Raw genomic sequence first — 25,142 nt, forward strand, 5'->3', positions numbered from 1 at the left:
CCGTGCCCGTCCGACCCCCCGTCCCCTGAGGAGGCCCCTCGTGCCCACCGGACTCTCGCTCCACATCGGTCTCAACAAAGTCGATCCGCGCCGGTACGACGGCTGGGACGGCCGCCTCGTCGCCTGCGAGAACGACGCCCGCGACATGGCCGCCCTCGCGACCGGCGTCGGCTTCGGCGCCACCACGCTGATGACCCCCGACGGCACCGTCGAGAACATCACCGCGGAGCTGCGGAAGGCCGCCGCCCGGCTCAAGAAGGGCGACATCCTGCTGTTCACCTACTCGGGCCACGGCGGACAGATCCCCGACGCACCCGGACCGGACGTCGAGGCGGACGACTTCGACGAGACCCTCGTCCTCTACGACCGGCAGCTGCTCGACGACGAGCTGTACGCCGAGTTCCAGCGCTTCGAGGAGGGCGTGCGCATCGTCGCCCTGCTCGACTGCTGCCACAGCGGCACCGGCATCGAGTCCGTACGCGAGATCCTCAACCCGGTCGCCATGGAAGCCCAGTTCCAGACCAGCGACCCGGAGCAGATCGCCGCCGCGGCCCGGGTGATGCCGCTGCTGCGCCAGACCCGGATCTACGAGCGGGACAAGGAGTTCTTCACGCAGCTCCAGCGCGACCTGAAGAGCCCCGACGGGGACGGGCGCACGCCCACGGCGCTGCTCATCTCCGGCTGCCAGGACAACCAGACCTCCGCCGACGGCCCGGTCAACGGCGCGTTCACGGAGGCCCTGCTCGACGTGTGGTCGAACGGGTCCTTCCGCGGCGGCTACCGGCCCTTCCACCGGGCGATCCAGCGCAAGCTGCCGGCCACGCAGAGCCCCAACCTGTTCCTGACGGGGGAGCCGGACGCGGTCTTCCTCGACCAGAAGCCGTTCACCATCTGACCCCCGGGCGGCCGGGCATCCGCCCGCCGGTCCGGGCGCCCGGCCCTCCGCACCCGGTCACTCCCCGAGGCACCAGCGGGTCAGGGGCACGATGCTCGCGTGCACCTGCAGCGGCGGGGCGTCCCCGGTGGCGGGCGGGGGCGCCCCGCCGGCCGCGCCCGGCCCGTCGAGGACCGCCGAGGTGAAGAAGAAGCGGACCTCCCGGAAGTGCGTGTCCATCGCCGCCACCAGGTTGCCCAGCCGCAGCTCCCCGCACAGCCAGTCCCGGGCCCAGGCGTCCTCGTCCCGGCGGTCCGGGAGCAGCCCGTGCGCGTCCAGCACGTCCGTCTTGCTGATCGCCACCGCCAGGCGGCTGTGTTCCAGCGGCGCCCCCATGCCCCGCATGGCCAGCACCGAGGGCGCGAACACCCGCTCCGGATGCACCGGCGAGGCCAGCGCCGCGACCTCCGCCGGCCAGTCCCCGCCCACCGCCAGCGGATCCAGCACGAACACGAACGCCCGCGCCCGGGCCGCGTACCGCAGCGCGTCCGTCTCCTCCCGCCGCGTGAACCGCTCCCCGGCCGTGTCGAACACGTGCAGCAGCCGCCGCCACGGCCCCCGGCCCAGCACGAACGACATCGCCCGCGGCAGCTCCGGCCGGGTCGCCACCGGACGGCCGCCGATCGCCAGCACCTCCCGCGCCACCGCGAACCGGCCGGCGGACTCCTCGTCGGCCGGCCGGAACGCCCGCCCGCCGCCCGTCGCCGCCCCCTCCAGCGCGGCCGTCATCGCCGCCATCAGCTGCGTCTTCCCCGCCGCCCGGCCCCCGATCAGCGGCAGCGCCAGCTCCCGGGCGTGCCCGGCCTCCCGGCTCAGCGGCTTCCCGCAGCCCGTGTACGTGCAGAACGGCTGGAGCCGGCGGCTGCGCACCATCAGCATCCGCAGCGTCGGCAGCAGCTGCCCGCACTGGCAGCGGTGCCACAGCAGCCCGTACCGGCCCGGCCGCACGTCGCCGTGCCGCCGCCGGCAGTCCTCCCGCGGACACCCGTACGCCGGGTGCCGCACCCGCTCGAAGCAGTGCGGGCACATCACGCCCCGCCACAGCCCCCGCAGCCACACCGGCACCTGGTCCGCAGCCCGCAGCAGGCCCGCCACCAGCAGCGCCGCGCCGCCCACCAGCAGCACCAGGGCCGTGTGCACCAGCAGTACCGCGGCCAGCAGCGGGGCCGCGAGCAGCGCGCCCAGCACGTGTCCGAGCACCATCGACAGACCGCGCACCAGCCCGAAGAATCCGGGCTCCGGGCCGCCGGCGTTCATCCGGTACGACTCCCGGCAGCGCTCGGTGGCGCCGCTGCGGGCCTCCCCGGGGGCGAGCAGCGCCAGCTGGCGGACATCGCGCAGCGCCTGCCCGAGGAAGTAGTTCCGGTACGCCGGCACCGGCTCGTCCTGCGGCCGGTACGGGGTGATGACCTCGTACTCGGGGGTGCGCCGGTGCACCACCCCCACCGTCAGCAGGGCGTAGTCGCCGGCCTGCATGAACAGCTCGCCGAGCGCGGTCACACCGGCGATCAGCAGGCCGATCGCCGCGATCGCGGCGATCACGATCAGGAACAGCGTCTCCATGCGGCTACCCCTCGTCCTTGCGCGGCCTGCGCCCCGGCGTACCGTCGCTGCCCGCGCCGCCCGCGGGCGGCCGCCGGCGCAGGGCCTGCCGCAGGAATCGGCGCGGGGCGCTGTCCCGGCGGCCGGCGCGGGCCGCCAGCTCGTCGGCCAGCTCCCCGTCGTACGGCCGGACCAGGCCGGCCAGCCGGACGGTGTCCGCGACCCGCCAGCCGTCCGCCGCGTGCACCAGCACCTGCACGACGAGGGCCCGCCGGGCCTCCGGCAGCCGCTCGCGGGGCGTGAGCGCGACCCCCGCCACGTGTGACAGCAGCACCGGGGACGCCGGGCCGCGCTCCCGGGCCGCCGCCAGCACCGCCCCCAGGTACGCCTCGCAGGTACGGTCGTCCAGCCGCCGCAGCATCGCCGGGACGGCCGCAGGGTCGGCCGGCAGCCGCAGCATCGCCGGCACCAGCCGGAACCGCTTCAGGGCCCGCGGCGCCGCCCACCGGGCCAGCGAAGCGGGCTCGAACTCCCTTGCAAGTGCCGTTGCTTCGGGTGCCTCGCGGAGGCGGCGGGCCAGCTGGAGGGTGGTCTCCGCGAAGTCCAGTGTGCGGCCGGCCGGCCAGTCCGGCCGCTGCGGCCCGGAGAGCTGCGCGCACAGCCGCAGGCAGTCGGCGAGCACCTCCCGGTCGGTCACCTCCTGTTGCAGGGTGCGGTCGAGCCAGCCGCGGGCCGCGTCGGCCGCCCCGTCCGGCGGGTCCCCGGCGGGCAGCGCCCGCAGCAGCGCGCGGGCCTCCTCGTACGTCCACGGCCGCGGGCCCGGCCACAGGGCGTGCAGCAGCTCCGGAGCGGGGAAGTCCTGGCCGCGCCGCGCCAGGATCCGCCCGAGCAGCGGGACCGCCCGGTGCGGCTCCCGGCGGGCGGCCGCCGTCCAGAACGGCTCCAGCAGCTCCGGGTGCCCGCCGAGGTCCGCCTCCGTCAGCAGCAGTGCGGGGAAGCGCAGGAACACGTCAGGGCGGCCGTCGCGGACCGAAGGCAGGGCGGCCACTTCGTCGAGCAGGGACTGCCGGAACTGCGGCCAGCCGTCCGCGAGCCGGCCGACCGCCTCCTCGATCTCCGCCGCCCACGGCCGGGCCGGCGCCGCCCCCAGCAGGCCGGCGGCCAGCGCCCGGCAGGCCTCCTCGGCCGCCGCCGGCGGCAGGTCCAGGCGGGCACCGCGGGCCCACAGCAGCAGCCGCAGCCGCGGCCGTACGTCCCCGGCGCCGGCCAGGGTGTCCAGCCACAGGGCGGTGGCCTGCGCCCGCTGCGCCGGATCGCTGACCGGCACCGGGCCGGCCGCTCCCGGCACCCCCGCGACGTAGGCGCGCATCCGGGAGGCGTGCAGCCTGCCCTCCAGTTCGTGGTGCAGATCCCGGTCGCCGCCGGCCTGCGCGGCCGCGCTGAGGGCGGTCAACTGGGCCTCGTCCAACGCGGGATGACGCAAGTAGAGGTCACGGGCCAGGGCGGCCCGGCGGGGCGCCGGCCGGGCTGCGTCGCCCAGCAGGGCGATCACCGCGGCGAGGTCCTCGGGGGCCAGCGGGATGCCGCCACCGGCCGCGGCGGCCGCCACCGGCGCGTACCAGTCGGCCGGCCGGCGTTCGGAGCCGTCCGTGAACTCCGCCGTCCACGACCACACCGGCCCGGCCGAGCCCACCCCGATCCGGCCCAGCAGGCCCGCCAGGCCGTCCACCGGCAGGCCGACCGGGAACCGGCCGGCGGCGAAGTCGAAGACGTGCCGGGAGTCCTGCTCGTCGGGGCCGAACGCGAGGGGCACCTCAGGGACCGCGCCCGTCAGGTGCATCCGGCTGCGTTCCGGCCTGAACTGATACGTGGCAAAAGACAATTGACGGACCATCGGAGGCGGCAGCAGACGGCTGACGGCCGCGAACCAGTGCGCGATCCGGTCGGTCGTCCGGTCCACCAGCACCACCGGCCGGCCGTCGGCGAGCGCCCCGCACACCGCCGCCAGCAGCAACGGCAGCTGCCCGGCGTGCGGATGGGCGCGCAGGAACGCGAGGACGGCCCCGGTCGTCAGCGGGCCGCGCGGCGGCGGACCCGGCAGCGGCGGCAGTTCCGTACCGGCGGCCACGGACGCGGTCCACAGCGGCGAGTCCCACAGGTCGATGCCGTGCAGCCCGCCCGACGCGGCCGCGAAGTCCTCCGTGTGCAGGGCGTGCGCGAAGTAGTTGCCGAACCGCCGCGCCGAGTCGCGGCCCACGTACCGTACGCAGACCACGGTGGCGGCCCGGCCGTCGGGACCGCCGGGCAGGAAGCACAGGTTGACCGGGCACCGGGCCAGCTGCTCCCGGGTGTCGGACTCGACGAGCGGGCGCGGCGGGTCGTAGCCGGCCAGCGACTCGACCGTGTGCAGGACTTCCGCCGGCAGGCCCGGCGTCACCGCGTTGAACTGGAAGCCGGAGAACCCGCTGAGGCCGTGCTCGCACGAGGTGTAGTAGAGCTGCCGCACGGCCGGCCGGGCGTCCCGCCCGGGCCCGCCGGTCACCGCTCCCGCCCGGTCCGCGGCACCGACCCGGTCTCGGACAGCAGCCACAGCAGCGGGTCGGCGACCCGGTACGGCTGGATGCCGGTGGGCGCCACCCGGGCGTCGGGGGTGGGGCCGTGGCCCAGGGCGGAGACGCCGAAGTACCGGTGCCGGGCGAAGTTGTTGTCGAGGATCCGGTCGATCGCCATGCCGTCCCAGTCCTTGAGGAGGTGCCGCACCTCCTCGTGCACGTCGAGGCTGTCCTGTACGTCGAACCGGCTGCCGGGTTCCGGATGCCGGCGCAGCGGGCTGCCGCGGTCCAGCAGGTGCCAGAACGCGTCCATCTTGGAGAACACGACCGCCAGCGGCGTCGTCACCTTCCCGCCGCGCCGGTGTCCGCCGGGGCGGGCGTGCAGCATGTTGGTGATGCGGCCCAGCACGTTCAGGGGGCTGTCGACGCCGTCGGTGCCGGGCAGCGCGGTGCCCGGCGCGGCCCACGGCCGGGCGCCGGGCATCTGGAGCGGGTCCAGCAGCAGGATGATGCCGTCCGCATGGGACAGGTACCGGGTGTTGATCTCCATGCTGTCGCGGGAGTTGAAGTCCTCGCCGGCCGTGTCGAAGAACGACAGCACGGTGTGCCGGGGCCGCTCGCCGAGCAGCCCGCGGCGGCGCACGCCGAACCGGAACACGAGCGGGTCGATGCGGTTGTCGTTGGCGACGGCGGTGCGGGTGCCGAGGAACATCCGGCCGTCCCGGTACAGGTGGTCCTGGTACTCGGAGACGAACCGCATCATGGTGAGGTCGTCGGCCGCCAGCATGCACGCGCCGAACTCGCCGCCGACCCGGTTCATCATCTCGTGCAGCAGCACCGTCATGTAGACCGTCTTGCCGGTGGCCTTGGCGCCCACCATGGCGATCAGCCGGCTGTCCACCATGCCGAACTCGACGGGCAGGGTCATGTGGCAGACCGGGCAGATGCGGAAGGTGGTCTCACTCTCGCAGTCCGGGCACACCGCCGAACGGCGCCGGCCGTCGGCGGCGAACTCCGGTCCGATTTCGGCGCGTTGGCCCATGCGCTCGGCCAGGACCGGGTCGCGGCGCCGCTCGCACCGCTTCTGCGTCGGCCCGAGCCGGCTGTGGCAGCGGAACCGGATGCCGGACGCGCTGATCGACTCGTAGCAGTAGGGGCACGTCAGCCGTCTGGCCATGTCAGCTCACCCGCAGGCGGTGGAGGGAGACGGGGCGGAGCTCCACCTCGTCGTGGGCATCGGGGTCGGCCGGGAAGCACACCAGCCAGGAGGCGTCCCGGGCAGCGGGCAGGACGAAGCGGACCGCCAGCGGCCGGCCGGCGGGCAGCGGCTGGGCCGGCACGTCGTGCACGACCGTGCCGTCGGCGGTGCTCGACGGCCGGAAGCTGCCGGTGCCGTGCACGATCCGCACGGCGGGCAGCGTGCAGCCGGTGTCGCAGCGGAACGTGACGACGGCGGCCCGGCCGCCGCCCAGCCGGCGGCGTACGGCCGGCTCGTACAGCACCAGCGGCGGCTCGGCAGGCACCGGCAGGGTGGCCGCGCCCTCGATGTCCGCGCCCGGCGCGGCGGCGGGCAGGTGCGCCTCGACGGTGAGCGTCACCGCGCCCCGGCCGACGCGCAGGCTCAGGCCGCCGTCGTGCTCGTAGGTGCGGCGGCGGACGAGGATGTCGCCGGTGCCGGTGCCGGTGCCGGTGCCGGTGCCGGTGCCGTAGGTGGCGGTGGTGGTGGGTGGTGCGGTCTCGGACCGCCAGCGGACGCGGGCGGTCCGGGCGCCGGGGGGCCAGGCCCACAGGACGAGCAGGTGCTCGTCCCGCCGCAGCGCGTCCAGCTGCGTCACGGGTACGGCGACCAGCGGCCCGTCGGCGGCGCCGGGGGCGTCGGGGGCGGGGGCGCCTGCGGTGGGCGGATGCGGTGGGCGGGGCGGTACGGAGGTGTCCTCGGCCGCGGGGTCGGGCGGGGCCGTCGCCGTGGGGCCGGAGCCCGCGCCGAGGGGGGCCTCGGGTGCGGAGGGGGGCCGGGTGCCGCCGTCGCGGTCATGGTCCCGCTCGTCGGTGGGGGCCGCCGTCGTGGTGGCGGGTTCCGGGTCCTCCCGGGCCGGGTACGCGGGCGGCTCGGGGTCTTCCGGTTCGATGCAGCCGCGTGGGTCGTACGCCCCGCCGGCCGGGTCGGCGGCGGTGAGGCCGGGTCCGGGATGCCACGGGCCGGATGCGGCCGACTGCCGGGGGAAGGGCGGGTACGGGGACGCCGGCGGTGCGTCCGGGACGGGGCCCGTGACGATGCGGAGCGGGCCGAAGGAGGGGTAGGCGAAGAGGCCGTGGACCACGGCCAGTTCGGGCCGGTCGCAGCGGACCGGGATGCCGAGGCGGGACTCCAGGGACTCGGCGGTGCCGGGGGCCGCGGACAGGCCTCCGGCCAGGAGGACGGTGTCGGGCGCCGCGCCGGTCTCGGCCAGGAAGGCAGACACTGCCGCGGCGGTGCGGGAGGCCAGGCCGGCGGTCAGGGCGGCGAGGCGGGCCCGGTCGAGGGTGACGGTGCACGGGCTGCCGTCCTGGCCTGCGACCGTCGCCGTGGCGGTGTCCTGCTCGGACAGCCGCACGCACAACTCCTCGGCGAGGTCCGTGGTGACGCCGTCCGCCCCGTCCCGCAGCGCCGCCGCCACCGCGGCGTCGCGGTCGGTGCCGCCCAGCAGGTGGGTGGCGGTGCGCAGGACGCACACCGTGCGGTCCGGGGCGACCGCGAGGAGGGTCAGGTCCAGTGTGGTCGCGCCCTGGTCGACGACGAGGAGGGTCCGGTCGGCGCCCTCGGTCACCGCGCCGTACGCGAGCGCGACGGCCACCGGCTCCGCCGCCGGGTGCGTGACGGCGAGGCCGGCACCCTGCAGCGCGTTCTTCCGGGCGAGGTCCTGACCGCCCGACGGCGGCAGGCCCAGCGCCACCGCCCGGGGCCCCAAGGGAGCCGCCGCCGGGATGCAGCCGAGGAGTTGGGCGACCGAAGCCGCCAGGTCCGCCGGATCGGAGAGCCGTACCGTGACGACCTCCGGCCGGCCGTCGGGACCCGGCCGGGCGATCCGGCCGTACCGGTGGCCGATGTCGAGGGCGAGCACGCTCATGCCGGCACACCCCCGCCGCCCGCCGTCACGCTCGGCGTGCCGTCCTCGTCCACGCCGACCGTCAGCACGCTGCCCGGCGCCGGGCGGTGCGTGACGAAGTGCCCCACCACCGCGGCCCGCAGCGCCTCCAGCTCGTTGCGGATCTGCCGGCCGCCGTACGCCAGCCGCTCGGGATCCGCCATCCGGCGGGTGAGCCAGGCGTGCACCCCTGCCGCATCGCGCCGCAGCTCCACCTGATGGCGCTCGCGCAGCGAGTCGGCGAGCTGGTCGAGCAGCCGGTCGGCGATCCGTACGATGTGCTCGCGGCGCAGCATGTCGAACACGACCACGCCCGGACCGAGCCGCCCGTAGATCTCCGGGCGGCCGATGTCCCGGAACTTCTCCTCCACCGCCCGCCGGAAGTACGCCTCCAGGTCGGCGTACGGCAGGCCGGCGCCCTGCTGCGCCAGCAGCTGCTGGACCGCCTCGGCGCCCGTGTTGCTGGTGAAGATGATCAGACACTGGGAGAAGTGCGCGGTCTGGCCGCGCCCGTCGGTCAGCCGCCCGTCCTCCAGGATCTGCAGGAACTTGTCCAGCACCTTCGGGTGAGCCTTCTCGATCTCGTCGAACAGCAGCACGCTGAAGGGCCGTTCCTGCACCCGGCGGGTCAGCTCGCCGCCCTGCTCGTACCCGACGTACCCGGGCGGTGCACCGGCGAGCCGCTCCGCCGCGTGCTCCTGCTGGTACTCGCTCATGTCGAACCGGGCGTACGCGCTCTGATCGCCGAAGACCAACTCGGCCACCGCCTTGGCGAGTTCCGTCTTGCCGACGCCGGTCGGCCCGACGAAGAAGAACGCGCCGCGCGGCCGCGCCGTGCCGGACCGGCCGAAGTCGACGCCCACGAAGGCCGCTTGGAGTGCGGAAGCCACCGCGTCGACGGCCGCGCGCTGCCCGATCACCCGTGCGCCGAGCAGTTCCGCGGCGCGCCACACGGTGTCCCGGTCGAGCTGGGTCCACGGGTCGACGCTCACGTTGAGCCGGTGCTGCTCCAGCAGCTTGTCCGGCTTGCGCACGGAGACCCCGCGGAGCCGGGAGGTGCGGGCCAGCGCGTCGATGTCCCAGCCCGCCATCCCGTCCGTGGCACCCACCAGTGCCTCCAACTCGGCCTGTCCGGCGTCCTCCTGGCCGGCGAACTCGTGCCGCAGCCAGGACAGCCACAGCCGCCGTTCGCTCGGGCCGGGCGGTCCGACGTGCAGGGCCGCGATCCGCGGGTCCTCCAGGTGGAACCAGCCCGGCAGCCGCCCCACGTCGCCGACCGCGCACAGCACGGCGTTGCGGGCCCGGGGGTCCCCGTCCGACGAGGGCCCCGGGCGCGGGACGACGGCGTCGGTCATGGCGGCGCGCAGCCGCAGCCAGCCGAGATGGGAGTCGGGGTGGCCGGGCGGCAGCTGGTGGTCCACGTCCTGGAACACGAACGCCGTCGCCGCGCCCGGACTCGCCACCAGCCGGCGCACCGTGGCCACCACGTCGTCGTACGAGGACGCCCGCCGCGCGGGGGCGGCCTCGAACAGCCGGTTCCGGCTCTCCTGCCGCTCCTCCTGCCGGCGCGTCCGCGGCTCGCCGGGCGGCGCTGCTCCGGCCGCCGTCCCGTCGGGCCCGGGCGCGGCCGGGGTGCCGGCCGTCCGCCACGGCCGGTCGCCGCTGCCGCCGGCCCGGACGTCCGGGTGCCCCGCCGCGGGACCGCCGGAGCGGGCGGGCAGCCGGCGGACCAGGTCGTCGTAGCGCTGGGCATGTCCCGGCAGGGGGAAGACCAGGCCGTCGACCGGGTCCCACCAGCCGACGACCTCGGCCCCGCGCAGCTCCAGCACCCCGCACACCAGGGTGCGGAACGATGCGGGCTCGCCGTAGAGCCACCACCGGTCGCGGATCCGGCCGTCCAGGACCACCTGCCGCCCCCGGCGCAGCTCCCACCCCAGTGACACCGCCCACAGAGGCATCGCCGGGTGCGCGGCCGCGGCCGGCACCGGCCCCTCCGCGGGCCCCGCCGGCGCGGGGCCCTCCGGCACCGGTCCCGCCGGGGCCGGTCCCTTGCTGATCGACACCACCCCCGCGTCCGGACGGGTGTGCGGCTCCTGCCGGTCGGTTCCCGTCACCGGTGACGCTCCTTGCCGTGCTGCTGCTGCTGCGGGCGGGCGGCGGCGCCGCGCGGCGGGCGGCCGTCCCAGGTCAGTTCGCCGGGCACGAAGCCCTCCTCGCGAACCGCCGTGTGCACCCGGTCGAGCAGCTCCTCGGGGGTGCAGACGGCGCCCTCCGCATCGGCGCGCACGGACATGTCCGCCTCGCCCGACACGCGGTACGTCAGGAGCGGCCGGCCGTCCTCGCCGGGGCCGACGGAGGCCTCGTACACGGCCCCGCCGGGCCGTTCGAAGGACAGCACCAGCTGTCCGTCCCGCTCGCCGCCACCGGTGAAGGCCAGCCCGGCATCCGTCATGGCCTCCTTGAGCGCCGCGGCCAGGTCGCTGCGCCGGTCGTACGCCAACTGCAGTTCGTCCAGCCGCTCTTCGGCGGCCGGCAGCAGCGCCTCCAGCTCGCCGACCGCGGCCAGTGCGGCATCCGGCAGCCGCACCGACAGCGCGTCGGTCACGGCGCGGACCGCGTCCTCCAGCCGCCCGGCCAGCTCGGGATCGCCCAGCTCGACGGCGTCCGTCACGGCGTCCTGTGCCGCCCGGGAGACGACCCCGAACCGGTCGCCCGCCTCGGCGAGCGCCTCCCACAGAGCCTCCTCCCGGGCCTGCTGCGCAGCCTCCTGCGCCAGCCGCCCGGCCTCCTGCCGCTGCTGCTCCGCCACCGCGGCGGCCACGGCCGCCTCGTGCCGGGCGAGGGCGTGCTCCACGGTGCCGAGCAGAGCCTCGAAGCGGACCTCGTGGCCGGGTCCGGCCGCTTCCCGCAGCCGGTCCAGCAGGGCTCCGGTCTCCGCCCGCCCGGGGGCATCGGCCGGTTGGTCCGCCAAACCGGCATCCATGTACCGCAGTTCGAAGGCGTGCAGCAGCCGGGAGCGCTCGGCCTGCCCCGGGTGCACGCCCGCCGACGGCGTCAGGGTGACGATGTGAGACCGGACCGCCTCGATCGCGCCCCCGATCGGCTCCGGACCGCCCGCACGGGACCGCAGCTCGCCCAACCGCGCGACCAACAGGTCCAGTTCGGCAGGTCCCGGTGGCCCCGCCCCCACCTGCGCCCGCAGCGCGGCCAGCAGACCCTCCGCCTCGTCGATCCGCCGCAGCTCCATCCGGCCGCGCTCCGACCGGCTCCGGGCCGTCCGGGCCGCCAGCCGGGCCCGCCGCCGCTCCTCCTGCTCGGCCAGCAGCTGCCGCCGGCGCAGGTCGGCCTGGCGCGCCCGCTCGGCGGCCAGCGCCGCCCGCTCGTCGCAGCGGCCCTGCTCCCGGTTCCGGCGCGCGGCGGCCAGGCCGGCGATCAATGCCGCGCCCAGCAGGATCAGCGTCGGGTCGAAGGCGACCGCGCTGTACATGACCGATCCGCTCATGACTTCCCCCGTACTCGATGTCGTCCTTCGCGTGCGTGCTCCGGCCGGTGCTGTTACGGGCCGCGGCGCCCCGGTCCTTCGTCCGCCGGCCGCAGGGTGATCCCGCGGGCCGCGAGCCGGGCGTCCAGGCGGGCCCTGAAGTCCGGTACCGGCGGTACTCCGGCCCAGGACAGGGCGCCGTCCGGGCCCAGCGAGACCTCCAGGCCCGCGCTCGTGTCGGGGCCTGCGAGCAGGTCCGCGTACCGGCCGGTGAGGGCGATCAGGCGCTGGTTGGCGGAGCCGCGCCAGCGCAGCGGGGCGTGCCGGGCCGCCACGTACGGGCCGTCCACGAGCAGGTCGAGCCGGTCCAGCAGGGCCCGCTGCCCGGGCGTGCCCCGCAGCAGCGCCTCGTGGCGGAACCCGGAGTACGCCATCGCGGTGAACTCCGGCATCCGCGCCCGGACCGCATCGAGCAGCGCGGCCAGCGCCTCCGGCTGGCCGAACGGCTCACCACCGGAGAGCGTCACCCCCTCCACCGTCCCGTCCTCGGCCAACCCGGCCAGCCAGTCGGCGAGTTCGCCGACGGCCCGGGGTGTGCCGCCCTCGAACGGCAGCGTTTCCGCGGCCACGCACCCGCGGCACCGCAGCGGGCAGCCCTGCACCCACACGACGGCCCGCACGCCCGGTCCGAGGACCCCGCACCTGTCCAGGGTGCGGGCCACGGACAGCATCCCCGCCCCCGCCGCGCCCGCGCTCATGTCCGGCCCGCCGCGCCGCCGGCCGGGTAGCTGTCGGCCCCGCGCGCCGCCTGGTCGCACCACGGGCACCACGGCCGCTCCACGGTGTGCACGTGCCGTGCGTTCCGCGCGCACACCGCGAGCCGCTCCGGCGCGGCGGCCGCCGTCAACTCCGCTGCCCAGACGGCTGCTTCGGGCCGCTCCCCGCCGAACGCCGCCCGGAACAGGGCGGTCAGCCGGCGGGGCAGCAGGTCGGCGGGCGGCACCGACCGGGGCAGGACCACGGAACCGCGGTCCGTGAGCCGGCACCGCCCGTTCTGCACGTTGTCGTCCAGCGACCGGAAGTCGGTGCCGTCGCCGGGGTGTCCGGCGTACGGGTGCAGCCCCGCCATCAGCAGCTGGTGCACGAGCACCGCGAGCGCGAAGGCGTCCGAGGCCCGGTCCGGCGGCGCCGCACCGCTCCCGAACCGCTCGGGCGCCGTGTACCCGGGCGAGCGCATCCGGCCGGGGAACACCTCCGCACCGTCCGTGAACTGCCAGGAGTCGACGTCCGCCAGCCCGACCAGACCGGACCCGTCGGCCCACAGGTTCTCCGGCTTCAGGTCCCCCACCACGTACCCCTCCGCATGCAGCCCGGCCAGCAGCTCCGCCAGCGAACGGGCCGCAGCCAGCGCCGTGACCCAGGTCGGACCGGTCCCGACGGCCGATGCCCCGCCCGCCACCGCCGCCGGCGAAAGGAGCCGGGGGAACGGCGCGAACGCGGCCCGCATGTCCGGCATCACGTACCCGTCGATCCGCCGCCCGCCGGGATGCCGGACGTGCACCGCGACCAGCGGCCAGGCCACCCGCGGCGGACTGCCCGCCAGCAGCCGCACCGTGCGCGGCTCGCGGCGCTGCCGCACCAGGCCGGCCAGCCGCCGCCGGTACGCGTCCGGGTCCGGCGGGTCGGGGACGAGCTTGGCGACCAGGGCGCGCCCGTCGTCGACGGCGTACACCTCGCCCTCCGCGCCGCCGCCGATCCGCTCGGTCAGCCGGAACGGGCGTCCGCTGTCGGTCGTCACCGTCAGGGGCACCCCGGCCTCCCCGCCGCCCGCAGGGCGCACACCACCGTGAGGTCGTCGCCGGTGCGGTCGGCCGCCGGACCCGCCAGCAGCTCCCGCAGCGGTGCCGCGTCCCCGCCGCTCGCCCGCAGGGACGAGGCCAGCCCGCCGAAGAACCGGGCGGAGGGCAACGGGCCTGCCGCAGGCGGGAGTCCGCGTACGGCCGGATGGTCCAGGGCCACGGCGGCGCACCCGTCGCTGGCGAGCACCACTCCGCTGAGGTCCGGGTCCCACAGGACGAACGTACGAGCCCGGAGCCGGGCCCCGGGCGACGACAGGAACGCGGGCGGCGGATCACCCGGCAGCGGAGGAGGCAGCACCAGATGGCACCGCTCGGCAGCCGGCCCCGACGCCCCGCCCGGCTCCCCGCCGGCCCCGGTCAGCACCACGCCGAAGCAGTCGCCGACGGCCAGGAACGCCGCCCACGGCGGGCGCACCACGGCCGCGGCCAGCCCGGCGGCCAGCTCCCCGGCGTCCGCGTCCGACACCCCCCGCGGGCCCTCGTCCACCCCGGACCGCGAGTCGCCGCGGCCCGCCGCGAGCAGGGCGCGGACCGCGTCCAGCCAGCCGTCCACGACCGCCGCCCCGCGGGCCGCGATCCACTCGCTCCACGCATCGGGCCCCGCCGCGGTGCCCGGCACACCGGTGCCGAGCAGCCGGCAGGCGGTGTCCACGGCCAGGTGCGCGCCGAGCGCACTGCGCTCCCGGCTGCCCACCCCGTCGGCCACCGCCAGCACCACGGCGCCACCCGGCACCGCGGTCCTGAAGGCGTCCTGGCAGTCCCGCCCGCAGGCCAGATGGGCGGCGCCCTGTACGGACGCACCGGCGACGATCACAGCATCTTCTCCAACTCCTCGGCGAGGCGCCGGTTCTCGGCCTGCTGACGGATGTGCGCGTGGGTCTCCTCGGCCTCGCTCGCAGCGCCGAGCCGGTCGGAACTCTGGAAGAGGACCTCCAGGATCGACCGGAAGCCGAGCGTGTCGAGGTACAGCGCCGCCTTCGGAGCCAGCACCCGCAGCAGGGCGAGGTCCGCGCCCCGGACCCCGATCGCCTGGAACACGCAGGCGTCGCGCGCTTCGGCCCGCCGCACCCGCTGCGCGACCGGCGCCAGCGCCCGCGCGTCCAGCGGACGCCCCTCGGGATCGCTGGGCGCGCCGTCCGTCAGCAGCCACAGGAACGGGCGGCGCACCATGACCTGCTGCCGCTGGAGGCTGCGGTGGCGGGCCGCCGCCAGATCGAGACCGGCCTCCACCGCCTCCGTCATCCGGGTCAGACCGCCCGCCACCAGCCGCGGCGGCCGCAGCCGGCCGAGCGGGACGAACAGCGCGTCGGGGTCCGCGCCCGCGACCGGCACCAGTTCCGCACGCTGCGGGTCGTACACCCGTACCTGCGAGTCGAAGGTGAGCAGGCATACCTCCACCCGGGAACGCAGGCGCGCCGTGTGCTCGCCTTCGAACCACTCCGCGAGAGCGGCGTTCAGCTCGTCGATCCGGGGCCGGTCCGGCGGCCGGGCCATCGATGCCGACGTGTCCAGCAGCAGCACCACCGGCTGGCGCTCCACCCAGCCGTCCGACAGCGCCGGGCCCTCCGGCGCTCCGTCGCTCACGATCCCGCCCGCCCCGTGCCGTCCGCCGCCCGGGCTACCAGGGCCCCCTGCCGGGGGTCCCACTGCACCTGTACGCGCGTCCCGGGCGCCGCCGGACCGGGCGACCGTACGGACATCCGCAGCATCACCCCGTCCACCAGCACGTACGCGTCCGGGTCGGGCCACGTCACGAGCCGCCCCTCGGCACTCCCGGCCGTCGCCGGCCAACGGTCCGGCTGCCGCTCTTCGTCCCTTGCCCTGTCCGCCTTCATCATTGACCCCCCGTCAACCATCTTCTAAGTCAGGCCGGTTGTCGTCCGGTCGGGTTCGGGGCGGACTCCGGTCACCGGCAGCCGGTGCAGCAGGGCGTCCACCGCCTCCGGGTGCCGGACCAGCAGATGGACCTCCCAGCCCGCGCCACGGGCCAGCTCCGCTTCGATCGCCGCCCACAGGGCGTCCGCGCTGGTCTCGTACGGCAGCCCGCCGCGGCCCGAACCCAGCAGCGGAAAGCACACCGAGCGCAACGGCGGGTCGAAGCGGGCGTGTTCGTCGGCGAGCAGTCCGAACACCCGGGCCGCCGCACGGGTGATGTCGCCCGGCAGGACGTCGTAGTCGTTGGTCCCGGCCCGCGGCACCGCGATCGCCGCGTGGTAGATCCGCCGGATGCCCTGGCCGGCGAGGGCACCCGAACCGGTCGTGGCCACCGTCCCGGGCAGCACCGGCCGGCCCGAAGTGTCGTAGCGGGCCGCCCACTTGCGCAGCTCCTCGTACAGTGCGTCGTCGTGCACGTCGCCGGTCACGCCGCGGACCGCGGCCGCCCGGCGCAGCGAGGCCGACACCGAGGCCTTGTACGGTTCGGGCAGGGCCAGGTACGTGTTCACCGGGGACACGACGACGTCCACGTCGCGCAGCAGGTCCACCGGATGGGCGTGCACGGTCAGCGGTGCCACCCGGCCGCCGGCCCGGACGGTGACGGCCCGGTGGCCGGAGACCGGCCCGGCCGAGCGGCCCGGTCTGCCGCCCGGGGCCCGGCCGGCGGCCTGCGCCACCCGCCCGACCTCCTCGGCGACCTGCCCGAGCACCATCAGCTCGTGCTCCTTGCGGAACCGCTCGACGCTCACCCCGTACACCTCTGCGGACCGCTTGCGCCGGTCCGCGGCCGGCCAGTCCCGGGTGCCCGGTGCCAGGCCGAGCGTGTATTCGGCCGCCGTCCGCAGGCTGCCCGGGTCCAGCCGGCCCACCGCGAGCCGGACCAGGCCCTCGACCGAGCCGTCGGGAAGCCCTTCGGCGGCCGCCCGCAACGCGGGCAGTGCGAGCGTCCGCAGTCTGACCAGGCCGGACCTCCTCAGCTCCTTCAACTCACCCACAATTGAGCCGTGTTCAACATGCGGTGACATGGCGGCCACTGTCGCACCGGCCGCCACAGCCGACAACCCGGACGGCATCAGGCCGTCACACTCAGGCCACGGATCCGTCCCGTACTACCAGGGCGGCACGATCGCCGCCCGCAGCGGTGCCAGCAGCCGGTTGGCCTCCGCCACCCCGGACGGCGAGCCCAGCTCCGCGATGCCGCCGCCCGGTACCAGTTCCGGCGGTGGTCCGCCCAGGAACCGCCCGGCACCGCCCTCGTCCTCCTCCGCCGCGGGCGGCTCCCCGAACCGGTCCCCGAACATCATCTGCGCCAGCCGCGGCCGGTGCCGTCGGGAGGTCCACACCAGTCCCATGGCGCCCGGGTCCTGGGCGCGCATCTCGACCGCCCAGCGCCGGGTCTTCGCGTACCGGCCGTCGCCCTCCTCCTCCAGCAGCCACGAGGACTGGCACACCGCCGCCAGGTCCTCCTCCGTGATCAGCGCGATCAGACGCACGTCGCAGCGCGTCCGCAGCCGGCTCAGCGACCGGTTGCGGACCGCCGCGTACGGGATCAGCCGGGTGGTCGTCGCCGGGTCGAACGGCGTGGAGCGCAGCAGCGTCTCGGCGAGCGCGGTGGCCGGATCCATCGCCGTGTACAGGAACGGGTACGGGTCCCGCTGCGTGCTGTCGAACCGGCTGCCGCCGAAGTGCTCGTCCGCGACCGCGTCCTTGAAGGCGTCCCCCGCCCAGGTCCGGGAGTGCACCCGCCACAGCTCCGTACCGGCGGGCAGGATCAGCGAGTTGGGCTGCATCCGGAAGGCGCTCGGCGCGATGTCCCCGATCACAGCTCCCCCTCCACCAGCGCCCGGGCCGCCCCGGAGAGCTGCTCGTCGGGCACCGTCCCCAGCAGTTCGGCGGGCGTGCCGCCCAGCCAGCCGTTGCCGCTCAGCCACCAGTGGGCCGCTCCCCACGGATCCACCTCGGCCATCAGCACCCGGTTCACCTCCCGCACCACCGCAGGTACGCCCGGCCCCTCCGCGTGGAACTGGAACGACGGGTAGCGGGCGCCGAGTTCGGGATCGTCCAGTGCGATCAGCTCGTGCACCGGCAGCTTGCCGCCGCACCGCAGCCGGGCCTGCGCCGCCGACAGGGCGGGCGCGCCGAGCAGCCACTGCCGGGCCTGTGCCAGCAGCGCCGCCGTCTCCGGCGCCACCGGGCCGGCCGCCGGCACCTCCTCCAGCAGGGTCAGCAGCAGCCGCGCGTCCAGCACGTCCGACGGGTCGTCCAGCACCGCCGCCCCCCGTACGGACTCGAACGCGAGCCGTACGGGGTGGTCGAGCGGCAGCGGCAGCAGGGCCAGCCGCACCCCCTGGAGGGCCCGCCGCCGCTCCCGGGGCCCCGCCGGGGCCGACGCCAGCGCCCGCAACCGCTCCAGCAGCAGCGCGTACTGGTCCGCTTCGAGGCATTCGCGGATGCTCTCGCGGTGTTCCGCGATCAGCCGCTCGAGCTTTCGCTCCGCGCTCATCCGGTCTCCTTTCGCCGACGTCACCGGGCCGGGCTGCCCTGGTGGGTGAACGCCGCCCAGGCGGACGGCCGTTCCAGGCCGGGGCGCCGCATCTCCCGCAGCAGCTCGCCGTCGAGGCAGCCGGGGTTGCGGCGGTCCGGGTCGAGCATCCACAGCTGGGCCTCCCGCAGGGCGTCCGCGGGGGAGCGGCCCTCGACGGCCACGTGGTGGTGGAACACGGCCATCATCAGCGCCGAGGCGCTGTCCTGCGTGGTCCACCGCGAACCCACCACGTCCCGAGCGCCGTTGGCGACGAACGCGGTGGCCAGGGTGAGGGCCTCGTCGTGGTCCCGGCGCGACAGGTCGGTCTCGCAGGCGCTCAGCACGACGAGCGGGCCGTCGCCGCCGCTCTCCTGCGGGGCTCCGCCGGGCGTGCCGCTCCCGAGCGCGGCGTGGTCGAGGAGGCGGGTCACCGTCAGGTGCCCGGAGGCGGGGGAGCCGGCCTCCGCGAGGTGCAGCGCCGAGACCGTCGGGCGGGTGCCGGCCTCGCCGTGCGAGGCGATGTGCAGCAGCGACAGCGGGCCGCGCAGGGCCGTCAGCAGGTCGTCCGGGGTGCCGGGCGCCGCCGGCTCGGCGGTGGGCCCGTAGAACTCGCCGAACAGCCGGGCCGCCGGGTAGAAGGCGTCCCGCAGGGCGGTGACCTCCAGCTCGGCGCGGACCAGGGTCATCCCCGGATCCGAGACGAGGACGGGGGCCGCGGCGGGCGGGCGCGGGGCGCGGGCCGCCGCCTGCAGGAACTGGCCGCCCGAGGCCGCGTAGCTGATCGTCAGGAACTCGCAGGCGTGGCCGAACGGCATCGTGCGCGGCAGCCGGGCCGCGTGCCACGGCACCACGCCGAGCGTGCCGCAGGGCACCAGCACCAGCCGGACCGGGCCCGACCGGGACCGGCGGGCCGGGTTGGCGGCGGTGCGGGCGGTGAGGGCGGCCAGGACGGGGGACAGGGCGGCCGGATAGGCCCAGTCGCACAGCGCCGTCAGAGCCTCCTCCCAGTCCGCTTCCGCCGCGGGGTCGGAGCCGTTGCCGCCGGACCGCGCCTCGGCGGCCGTGAGGTAGTCCTCCAGGGGCTGCCGGCGCGCGGTCGCGAGCAGCGGCAGCTCGACGGCGAGGAGGCCGGTGTCCGGGCCGGCGAGGACCGCCTGGCCGGGCTCGTTCTCGTCGCCGGGCAGCAGGTAGACCAGGGCGTCGGCGTCGCAGGCCGCCACGGCCCCGGCGAGTTCTGCCGGGGCGGGGGTCCGGAACGGGGCGCCGGCCGCGTCGAAGCCGAGGGCCTTCAGCGCTTCGCGGCGCAGTCGGCTGGGGAGTTCGGCGGGGGGTGTGGCGGGGGGTGTGGCGGGGGCCGGGGCCGGGTGCGGGGCGGGGTCTGCGGCGGGGTCTGCGGCGGGGGAACCGACGGTGGCCGCCCGCCAGGCGCCGGCGAGTGCGCGGTGGCCGCGGGCGGCGAGGCGGTCGGGCACGGTGGCGGACGCCGACGCGGCCTGGAGGACCAGCGCCCGGCCCAGTTCGAGGGTGGTCACCGCGTCTGCGGCGCGGCCGCGGGCGGCTGCCCAGCGGGCGGCCCGTACGGCGTGGTCGGATCCGGCCCTGGCCGACAGCAGGCCGTGTTCGGCGCCGAGCTGCAGGACGACCTGGGCGGCCAGGTGCCGGAGGGATTCGACGGCCGTCTCGACCGCCGCGGTCTCGTCCTCGGCGCTGCCGGTGGCCGTCGCCCGGGTCCGCAGGGCCTCGGCGAGGGTGTGCAGGGCGCCGGACGCGAACGGGACGCCGGGCGCCGAGGCCTGCAACCCGCTGCGCATCAGGCTCAGTTGGTCGATGAGCCGGTCGAGGTCTGCGGGGTCGTTCGTCAGCTGATGACGGAGGCTGAGCATGTGCGCGGCCGCGGCCTTCTCCGGGAGCGGGGCGTCGGGAGGCGGGGGTGCGGCCGGGCCGGGGCCCGGGTTCCGGCCGCTGAGCGCGGCACGGATCAGGCGGCCGGCCTCGGCCAGGTGGGCGGACGCGTCGCCGAGCACGCCGAACTCCGGCGGGGCCGCAGTCCGGTCCTCCAGGTAGGCGACCGCGCGCAGGAGGTCGGGGCTGCCGCCCTCCTGCAGGCCGCGGCGGCCGTACGCCACGGCCAGCGCCGCGCGCACGAGGTGCTGCACGGACTCGTCCGCGGACGCGTCCGTCTCCATGGCGTGGAGTTCGGCGAGGACTTCGTCCAGGCCGGCGGTTCCGCCGTGCTCCTCGTGCTCGGCCGCGGAGATCCGGTCCAGCAGGCGGAGGGTACGGTGCAGGGCGGCGATGTGCGTGAACTCGCCGGTCGGGTCGTCGGCCAGGGTGCGGGCGTCCCGTTCCATGACCTCCGCGGCGCGGGCCGCGTCCAGCCGGCTGCCGCCGAGCAGGCCGCCCATCTGGACGAGCGGGCCGGACATCAGGCGCAGCACCTGGGTGACGGGGTGGTCGGCCGGCATCCGGCCGTGGGCGTCCCGGATGACCTCCAGGGCCCGGTTCAGCCGTTCCGGGTCGGTGGTGCGGATGGCCGTCAGGGCGTCCAGTGCGGTCGGCAGCAGCGCGGCGATGCCGGTGTCCGCGACCGCGTTGTCGCGGCGTACGGTCTCGGGGGCGAGCCCGGTCGCGTCGCGTGGGGGTGTTGCCGTGTGCCGGATGAACTCGGCCAGGTCGCGCAGCTGTTGGCTGTGCGGGGAGGTGCCGGGCAGGGCCTTCTGCACCTCGTCCAGGAGATGGTTCTGGTCGGTGCCGGTGAGCAGCAGGTTCAGGAGCGGGGCGGCCGGGCCGATGGCATCGGGGCGCGGACCGGCGGTCACCTCGGCGGCGAGGGCCTTCAGCTCGGCCTCGCAGTCCGCGGCCTCTTCGGGGTGGCGGCTCAGCCAGGCGAGTACGCCGGACACGTCGCCGGGGGTGCCGTCGGGGCCCTGCCCGGTGAGGTTGACCGGGTAGACCACGGCCATCAGCATGCCGGCGGCGGCCTGCCGCTCCTCGGGGGGCAGCGGGGTCCCCGTGGCCGCCGCGCGGCTGCGGCGCAGGAGGTCTGCGGCGCGTTCGCGGTCCGCGGGCGGGCCGCCGGCGGCGTAGCGGACGGCGAGGGCGATGCCGAGGCGGGCGTGTGCGCGGTTGCCGTGGGCGGGGTCGTCCGCCAGGTGCTCTGCGAGCCGCTCCAGTTCTGCCACGACGTCGTCGTAGCGCTCCGGTCCCCGGGGTGGCGCCAGCCCCGGGGGCGGCATCAGCGCGCCCAGCCGGCGCATGGCGTCCCCCAACTGCGCGACCAGCGCGTCCCGTTCCCCTGAGCCCATGCGTTCCCCCCGCCTCCCGGCCCGCCACTCCGGACGATGATGTCCCCTCCCCCTGCCCCCGATACCCCCCTGTCCTGATCCCGCCCAGACTTCGCCCGGGACCCGCCCCGTGTGCGAGCCGGGCCGCAGCTCTCCGGTGCTCCGCCCCCGGTGCTCCGCCGTGACCCCGCACAGCAGGCGGCAGGGGCAACTCCCGGGCCGGGGCGGGTTGTAGCGGGACCGCACAGGCCGCACTGTTGTGCGAGTGAATGATGACACCGTGTACCGGATCGATCCCGCCGGCGGCTGCCCCCACGCCCAGAACGCACGGCTGCGAGCCGCCGGCCCCGTCGCAGACGTCGTGCTGCCCGGCAACGTGCCCGGCGCCGTCGTGCTCGGCCACGACGCCCTCAAGGAGTTCCTGGCCCACCCGGACGTAGCCAAGGACGTCCGGCACTTCGCCGCCCTCCAGCAGGGCGGAATCCCCGCCGACTGGCCTCTGCGCGCCTTCGCGAACGCCCAGGGCATGCACACCGCCGACGACGCCGACCACCGCCGCCTGCGTTCCCTGGTCGGCTCCGCCTTCACCGCCCGCCGAGTCGAGCGGCTCCGCCCGCGCATCGAGGAGCTGACCGCCGGATTCCTCGACGACCTCGACGCGGCCGCCCGCGCCGACGGCACCGCCGACCTGCGCCGCCACTTCGCCCTGCCGCTGCCCATGAGCGTCATCTGCGAACTCCTCGGCGTGGACCCCGAGCACCGCGGCCGCCTCCACGAACTGTCGAACAAGGTCGTCATCGCCACCAACACCACCCCCGCCGAGGCGATGGCCGCCGTCCTCGAACTCGTCGAACTGATGGGCGCCATCGCCGCCGCCCGCCGGGCCGCCCCCGGCGACGACCTCACCAGCGCCCTGATCGCCGCCCGCGAAAGCGACGGCGACCGGCTCAGCGAGGCCGAACTCATCGGCACCATGCGGCTGATGCTCGTCGCCGGACACGAGACCACCCTGAACCTCATCACCAACGCCGTCCGCGCCCTGTGCGCCCACCGCGACCAGCTGGACCTGGTCCGTTCCGGCAAGGCCGGCTGGGACGACGTCATCGACGAGACCCTGCGCTGGGACGGCCCCGTCAGCTGGTTCCCGTTCCGCTACCCGGTCCGCGACCTCACCATCGGGGGCACCTTCATCCCGCAGGGCACCCCCGTGCTCTCCGGCTACACCGCCGCCGGCCGCGACCCCGAGGCGTACGGCGACGACGCCGACCGCTTCGACCTCACCCGCCCGGCCGCCGCCCGCAACCTGTCCTTCGGCCACGGCGCCCACTACTGCCTGGGAGCCCCGCTGGCCCGCCTGGAGGCCGGCATCGCCCTGGAGCGGCTCTTCACCCGCTTCCCGGACCTGGACCTGGCCGTGCCCGAGGCCGAACTCCCGCACCAGCCCAGCTTCATCGGCAACAGCGTCGAGGTCCTCCCGGTCCGCCTGCGCCCCTGAACCACGGCACCGGGGGCGCCCCGCACCATGGCGGAGCGCCCCCGGTCCGAGGCCGCGCGGATCAGTTCACCCGCGCCTCGCTCACTGTGACGGGCCGACCTGAACGGTCGTCACCTTGCCGCCCGCGGCCTCCTTGAGCACGGAGATCCGCGTCCCCGTGTCCGGGACCTTCACGCCGACCATCGGCAGCTCGGGGTTCCAGTAGACGCCCTTGCGGTCGTCGAAGACGGACACCCCGGGCTGCTCCGGCACGATCACCGGCACGCCGTTGCGGTGCAGCAGCACCTCGCTGCTCGGCCGCAGCGAGAACGTCGCGTCGAAGGTCTGCGCCCGTGCGTTCAGCAGCGTCCCGTCGGTGTACCGCAGCGCCTGCGGCCGCGCGTCCACCGGCAGCAGCATGCCCGAACCCGGGTGCTGCTTCGTCGTGTTGTCGCTGTACGCGGTGTCCCACAGCCACACCAGGACGCCCTCCTGGTACGGGTAGAACTCGACTGTGTCCTTGCGGACCGGGTCCGATCCCCAGCCGAAGTTGTACGGCCCGGTCTTCAGGTACGAGCCGTAGCCGACGTAGCGCCGGTTCTCCACCAGGTAGGCGCGCGGGTGCTCGGCCAGACCCGAACGCCCTTGAGTGCGCGACCACTTGACCGCGGTCCAGCCGTTGGCACCCTGCTCGGCCCCGTCCTTGACCAGGTCGCGGCCGCCCGCGGTGATCCGCAGGTCGTCGAACGTGACGCCCTTGCCGTGGGTGTTGCTGTCCGAGGTGACGCGCAGCCGCAGCTGCACCTGCGTACCGGCGAACCGGTCCAGCGGCACCGACAGGTCGGTCCAGCCCGTCGACGTACCCGAGACGCCGCGCGCCGGGACGGCCGTACCGCCGACCGTGCCGGGCAGTGCGGCCCAGGTGCGGCCGCCGTCCGCGGAGGCCTCCACCGTCAGGAAGTCGAAGTCCTGCTCGATGTCGTACCAGAGCTTCGCGTCGAGCCGCGGGGCGTCCGCCGCGGCCGTGCCCGCCAGGTCCACGGTGCGGCTCAGCGTGTTGTCCATGAAGTCGCCGGTGCCGCTCCACCACTGGCTGCCGCCCTCGAACGGGTCGGTGAGGTCGGTGGTGGTGACGGACGGCGGCAGGTGCACCAGCAGCGCCTGCGGGTTGTCCGTGTTGTAGCCCGAAACTCCCAGCACGGCACGGGTCTTGCGGCCCGTGTCGGCCTCCGTGTAGTCCAGCCAGCCCAGCTGGAGCTTGCTCCACGCGTCCAGGTCGCCCGGGTAGTCGCCCGTCGTGTTGCGGCCGCGGCCCAGGTACGAGGCGGACGACATCAGCGACCAGAAGTTGACGCTGTTGTCGCCGTCCGAGCTGTACAGGTCCGGCAGGCCCAGGTCGTGCCCGAACTCGTGGGCGAACAGGCCCACTCCGCTGTTCTCGCCGCCGGTCAGGTAGTCGCCCGCCCAGATGCCCGAGTCGCCGACCTGCGTACCGCCGGCCTTGTTGCCCTCGGGGCCGGCCGTGCCCGCCTGGTTCCAGTACGCGAACCAGCGGTGCGCCCACACGGCGTCCTTGCCCTGTGCACCGCCGCCCCAGGTCTGGTCCTTGCCGGCGTGGACGACCATCAGGTGGTCGAGGTAGCCGTCGGGCTCGTTGAAGTTGCCGTCGCGGTCCGCGTCGTAGCGGTCCCACACGTCGTACTCGGCGAGCTCCGCCTTGATCTCCGCGGCGCTGCGGCCCTTGGCCCGCTCACCGTGGTACCAGGCGTTGCTCGCGTCGCGTATGAGGTCCCAGTTGGTGCGGCACTGGCCGGGCTCGGAGCAGTTGTCCGTGCCGTAGCGGGCCTCGTTCCAGGGCAGCCGCACCCAGTCGGTGACGGTGCCCTCCATGTCGTAGCGGCCCGAGGACTGCAGCTTGTAGTAGTTGCGCAGACTGACCGCGCCGGGGGCGTCCGAGAAGAACTGCCGCTGGTAGTAGGCGCGGTCGAAGTCCTTGCGCCACACCGTGTGGTTGTCCGCCTTCGGCGGCTTCCCGATGGTGTTGTGGCGCGGCCCGGGCGTACCGCCGAACTTCGGCTTGCCCTCGTGCATCGTGGTGTTGTCCACCTGGTCGCCGAACTCGGCGAGGATGACGAACACCTTGTCCTTGCGCTCCTGCGCGAGTTCGACGTACCGCTTGCCCACCTTCACGCGCTGGGGGAGGGTGCCGTCGGCGCCGGGCTTGATGCGGCCGGCGGCCACCTGCTCCAGGGCCTGCCGGCGCAGCGCCTGGCGCTGGAGCTCCTGGGGTGCGGGCGGCGGCGCTTCGGCAGAGGCGGGCTTGGCCGGCGCCGGGGTCTGCGGCCCGGCCGCGGCCTGGGGTGCCGCGAGCGCGGGAGCGGTCAGCAGGGCGATGGATATCGCCGCTCCCGCCGCAATGAGTCTGCGCAACG

At 75.9% G+C, this 25,142-nt stretch carries 18 protein-coding genes; 2 read left to right on the forward strand and 16 right to left on the reverse strand.

Annotation, left to right across the window (positions count from 1 at the left end):
* Positions 1 to 40 precede the first annotated feature (40 nt).
* Positions 41 to 895, forward strand: coding sequence for a caspase family protein (locus LG634_RS04595; RefSeq protein ID WP_226732287.1), 855 nt, complete (start codon positions 41 to 43; stop codon positions 893 to 895).
* A gap of 57 nt (positions 896 to 952) precedes the next feature.
* Here the strand turns inward: LG634_RS04595 and LG634_RS04600 are convergent, their stop codons facing one another.
* The 15 genes from LG634_RS04600 to LG634_RS37745 all read right to left on the reverse strand — a co-directional run bounded on the left by LG634_RS04600 (position 953) and on the right by LG634_RS37745 (position 21,257).
* On the reverse strand, positions 953 to 2,497 hold the full coding sequence (locus LG634_RS04600) for a TRAFAC clade GTPase domain-containing protein (protein WP_226732288.1): 1,545 nt from the start codon (positions 2,495 to 2,497) through the stop codon (positions 953 to 955).
* 4 nt (positions 2,498 to 2,501) lie between these two features.
* Positions 2,502 to 5,018: a GTPase-associated protein 1-related protein gene (locus LG634_RS04605; RefSeq protein ID WP_226732289.1), complete on the reverse strand. Its 2,517-nt coding sequence runs from the start codon at positions 5,016 to 5,018 to the stop codon at positions 2,502 to 2,504.
* On the reverse strand, positions 5,015 to 6,205 hold the full coding sequence (locus LG634_RS04610; protein WP_226732290.1) for a hypothetical protein: 1,191 nt from the start codon (positions 6,203 to 6,205) through the stop codon (positions 5,015 to 5,017). The genes LG634_RS04605 and LG634_RS04610 overlap by 4 nt, the downstream gene beginning before the upstream one ends.
* A gap of 1 nt (position 6,206) precedes the next feature.
* The gene (locus tag LG634_RS04615) at positions 6,207 to 8,135 is read right to left on the reverse strand and encodes an Hsp70 family protein (RefSeq protein WP_226732291.1); all 1,929 of its coding nucleotides are present in this window, start codon (positions 8,133 to 8,135) and stop codon (positions 6,207 to 6,209) included.
* Positions 8,132 to 10,267 carry an AAA family ATPase gene (locus LG634_RS38155; protein WP_226732292.1) on the reverse strand — a complete coding sequence of 712 codons (2,136 nt, stop codon included), beginning with the start codon at positions 10,265 to 10,267 and terminating at the stop codon, positions 8,132 to 8,134. The genes LG634_RS04615 and LG634_RS38155 overlap by 4 nt, the downstream gene beginning before the upstream one ends.
* Complete coding sequence (locus LG634_RS04625; RefSeq protein ID WP_226732293.1) at positions 10,264 to 11,655, reverse strand: hypothetical protein; 1,392 nt, start codon at positions 11,653 to 11,655, stop codon at positions 10,264 to 10,266. The genes LG634_RS38155 and LG634_RS04625 overlap by 4 nt, the downstream gene beginning before the upstream one ends.
* Positions 11,656 to 11,708: 53 nt before the next feature.
* A complete protein-coding gene (locus LG634_RS04630) occupies positions 11,709 to 12,392 on the reverse strand; it encodes a 4Fe-4S single cluster domain-containing protein (RefSeq protein WP_226732294.1) in 684 nt (227 codons plus the stop codon).
* On the reverse strand, positions 12,389 to 13,444 hold the full coding sequence (locus LG634_RS04635) for a protein kinase domain-containing protein (protein WP_226732295.1): 1,056 nt from the start codon (positions 13,442 to 13,444) through the stop codon (positions 12,389 to 12,391). The genes LG634_RS04630 and LG634_RS04635 overlap by 4 nt, the downstream gene beginning before the upstream one ends.
* Positions 13,435 to 14,307: a protein phosphatase 2C domain-containing protein gene (locus tag LG634_RS04640; protein WP_226732362.1), complete on the reverse strand. Its 873-nt coding sequence runs from the start codon at positions 14,305 to 14,307 to the stop codon at positions 13,435 to 13,437. The genes LG634_RS04635 and LG634_RS04640 overlap by 10 nt, the downstream gene beginning before the upstream one ends.
* Complete coding sequence (locus tag LG634_RS04645; RefSeq protein ID WP_308072280.1) at positions 14,304 to 15,077, reverse strand: vWA domain-containing protein; 774 nt, start codon at positions 15,075 to 15,077, stop codon at positions 14,304 to 14,306. The genes LG634_RS04640 and LG634_RS04645 overlap by 4 nt, the downstream gene beginning before the upstream one ends.
* A complete protein-coding gene (locus LG634_RS04650) occupies positions 15,074 to 15,247 on the reverse strand; it encodes a hypothetical protein (protein ID WP_226732297.1) in 174 nt (57 codons plus the stop codon). The genes LG634_RS04645 and LG634_RS04650 overlap by 4 nt, the downstream gene beginning before the upstream one ends.
* 105 nt (positions 15,248 to 15,352) lie before the next feature.
* Entirely contained in the window at positions 15,353 to 16,453 is a 1,101-nt protein-coding gene (locus LG634_RS04655) for a macro domain-containing protein (RefSeq protein ID WP_226732298.1), read from the reverse strand.
* 84 nt (positions 16,454 to 16,537) lie between these two features.
* Entirely contained in the window at positions 16,538 to 17,251 is a 714-nt protein-coding gene (locus LG634_RS04660) for an RES family NAD+ phosphorylase (protein ID WP_372482367.1), read from the reverse strand.
* Positions 17,248 to 17,931: a hypothetical protein gene (locus tag LG634_RS04665; RefSeq protein WP_226732299.1), complete on the reverse strand. Its 684-nt coding sequence runs from the start codon at positions 17,929 to 17,931 to the stop codon at positions 17,248 to 17,250. The genes LG634_RS04660 and LG634_RS04665 overlap by 4 nt, the downstream gene beginning before the upstream one ends.
* A 20-nt stretch (positions 17,932 to 17,951) precedes the next feature.
* Positions 17,952 to 21,257, reverse strand: coding sequence for a CHAT domain-containing protein (locus LG634_RS37745; RefSeq protein WP_264202705.1), 3,306 nt, complete (start codon positions 21,255 to 21,257; stop codon positions 17,952 to 17,954).
* Positions 21,258 to 21,501: 244 nt separating this feature from the next.
* On the opposite strand from LG634_RS37745, the gene LG634_RS04675 reads away from it, so the two are divergent.
* Positions 21,502 to 22,731: a cytochrome P450 family protein gene (locus LG634_RS04675; protein ID WP_226732300.1), complete on the forward strand. Its 1,230-nt coding sequence runs from the start codon at positions 21,502 to 21,504 to the stop codon at positions 22,729 to 22,731.
* Positions 22,732 to 22,812: 81 nt separating this feature from the next.
* On the opposite strand, the gene LG634_RS04680 is transcribed toward LG634_RS04675, so the two are convergent.
* Entirely contained in the window at positions 22,813 to 25,140 is a 2,328-nt protein-coding gene (locus LG634_RS04680; protein ID WP_226732301.1) for an immune inhibitor A domain-containing protein, read from the reverse strand.
* Positions 25,141 to 25,142: the final 2 nt, after the last annotated feature.

Source organism: Streptomyces bambusae, from assembly GCF_020532645.1.
In the GTDB taxonomy this organism is placed as follows: domain Bacteria; phylum Actinomycetota; class Actinomycetes; order Streptomycetales; family Streptomycetaceae; genus Streptomyces; species Streptomyces bambusae.

Coding starts and splice junctions, on each gene's coding strand:
- LG634_RS04625 (WP_226732293.1), bottom strand. CDS start 11,655: ATGAGCGGATCGGTCATGTACAGCGCGGTCGCCTTCGACCCGACGCTG.
- LG634_RS04665 (WP_226732299.1), bottom strand. CDS start 17,931: ATGAGCGCGGAGCGAAAGCTCGAGCGGCTGATCGCGGAACACCGCGAG.
- LG634_RS04655 (WP_226732298.1), bottom strand. CDS start 16,453: ATGTCACCGCATGTTGAACACGGCTCAATTGTGGGTGAGTTGAAGGAG.
- LG634_RS04615 (WP_226732291.1), bottom strand. CDS start 8,135: ATGAGCGTGCTCGCCCTCGACATCGGCCACCGGTACGGCCGGATCGCC.
- LG634_RS37745 (WP_264202705.1), bottom strand. CDS start 21,257: ATGGGCTCAGGGGAACGGGACGCGCTGGTCGCGCAGTTGGGGGACGCC.
- LG634_RS04630 (WP_226732294.1), bottom strand. CDS start 12,392: ATGAGCGCGGGCGCGGCGGGGGCGGGGATGCTGTCCGTGGCCCGCACC.
- LG634_RS04600 (WP_226732288.1), bottom strand. CDS start 2,497: ATGGAGACGCTGTTCCTGATCGTGATCGCCGCGATCGCGGCGATCGGC.
- LG634_RS04610 (WP_226732290.1), bottom strand. CDS start 6,205: ATGGCCAGACGGCTGACGTGCCCCTACTGCTACGAGTCGATCAGCGCG.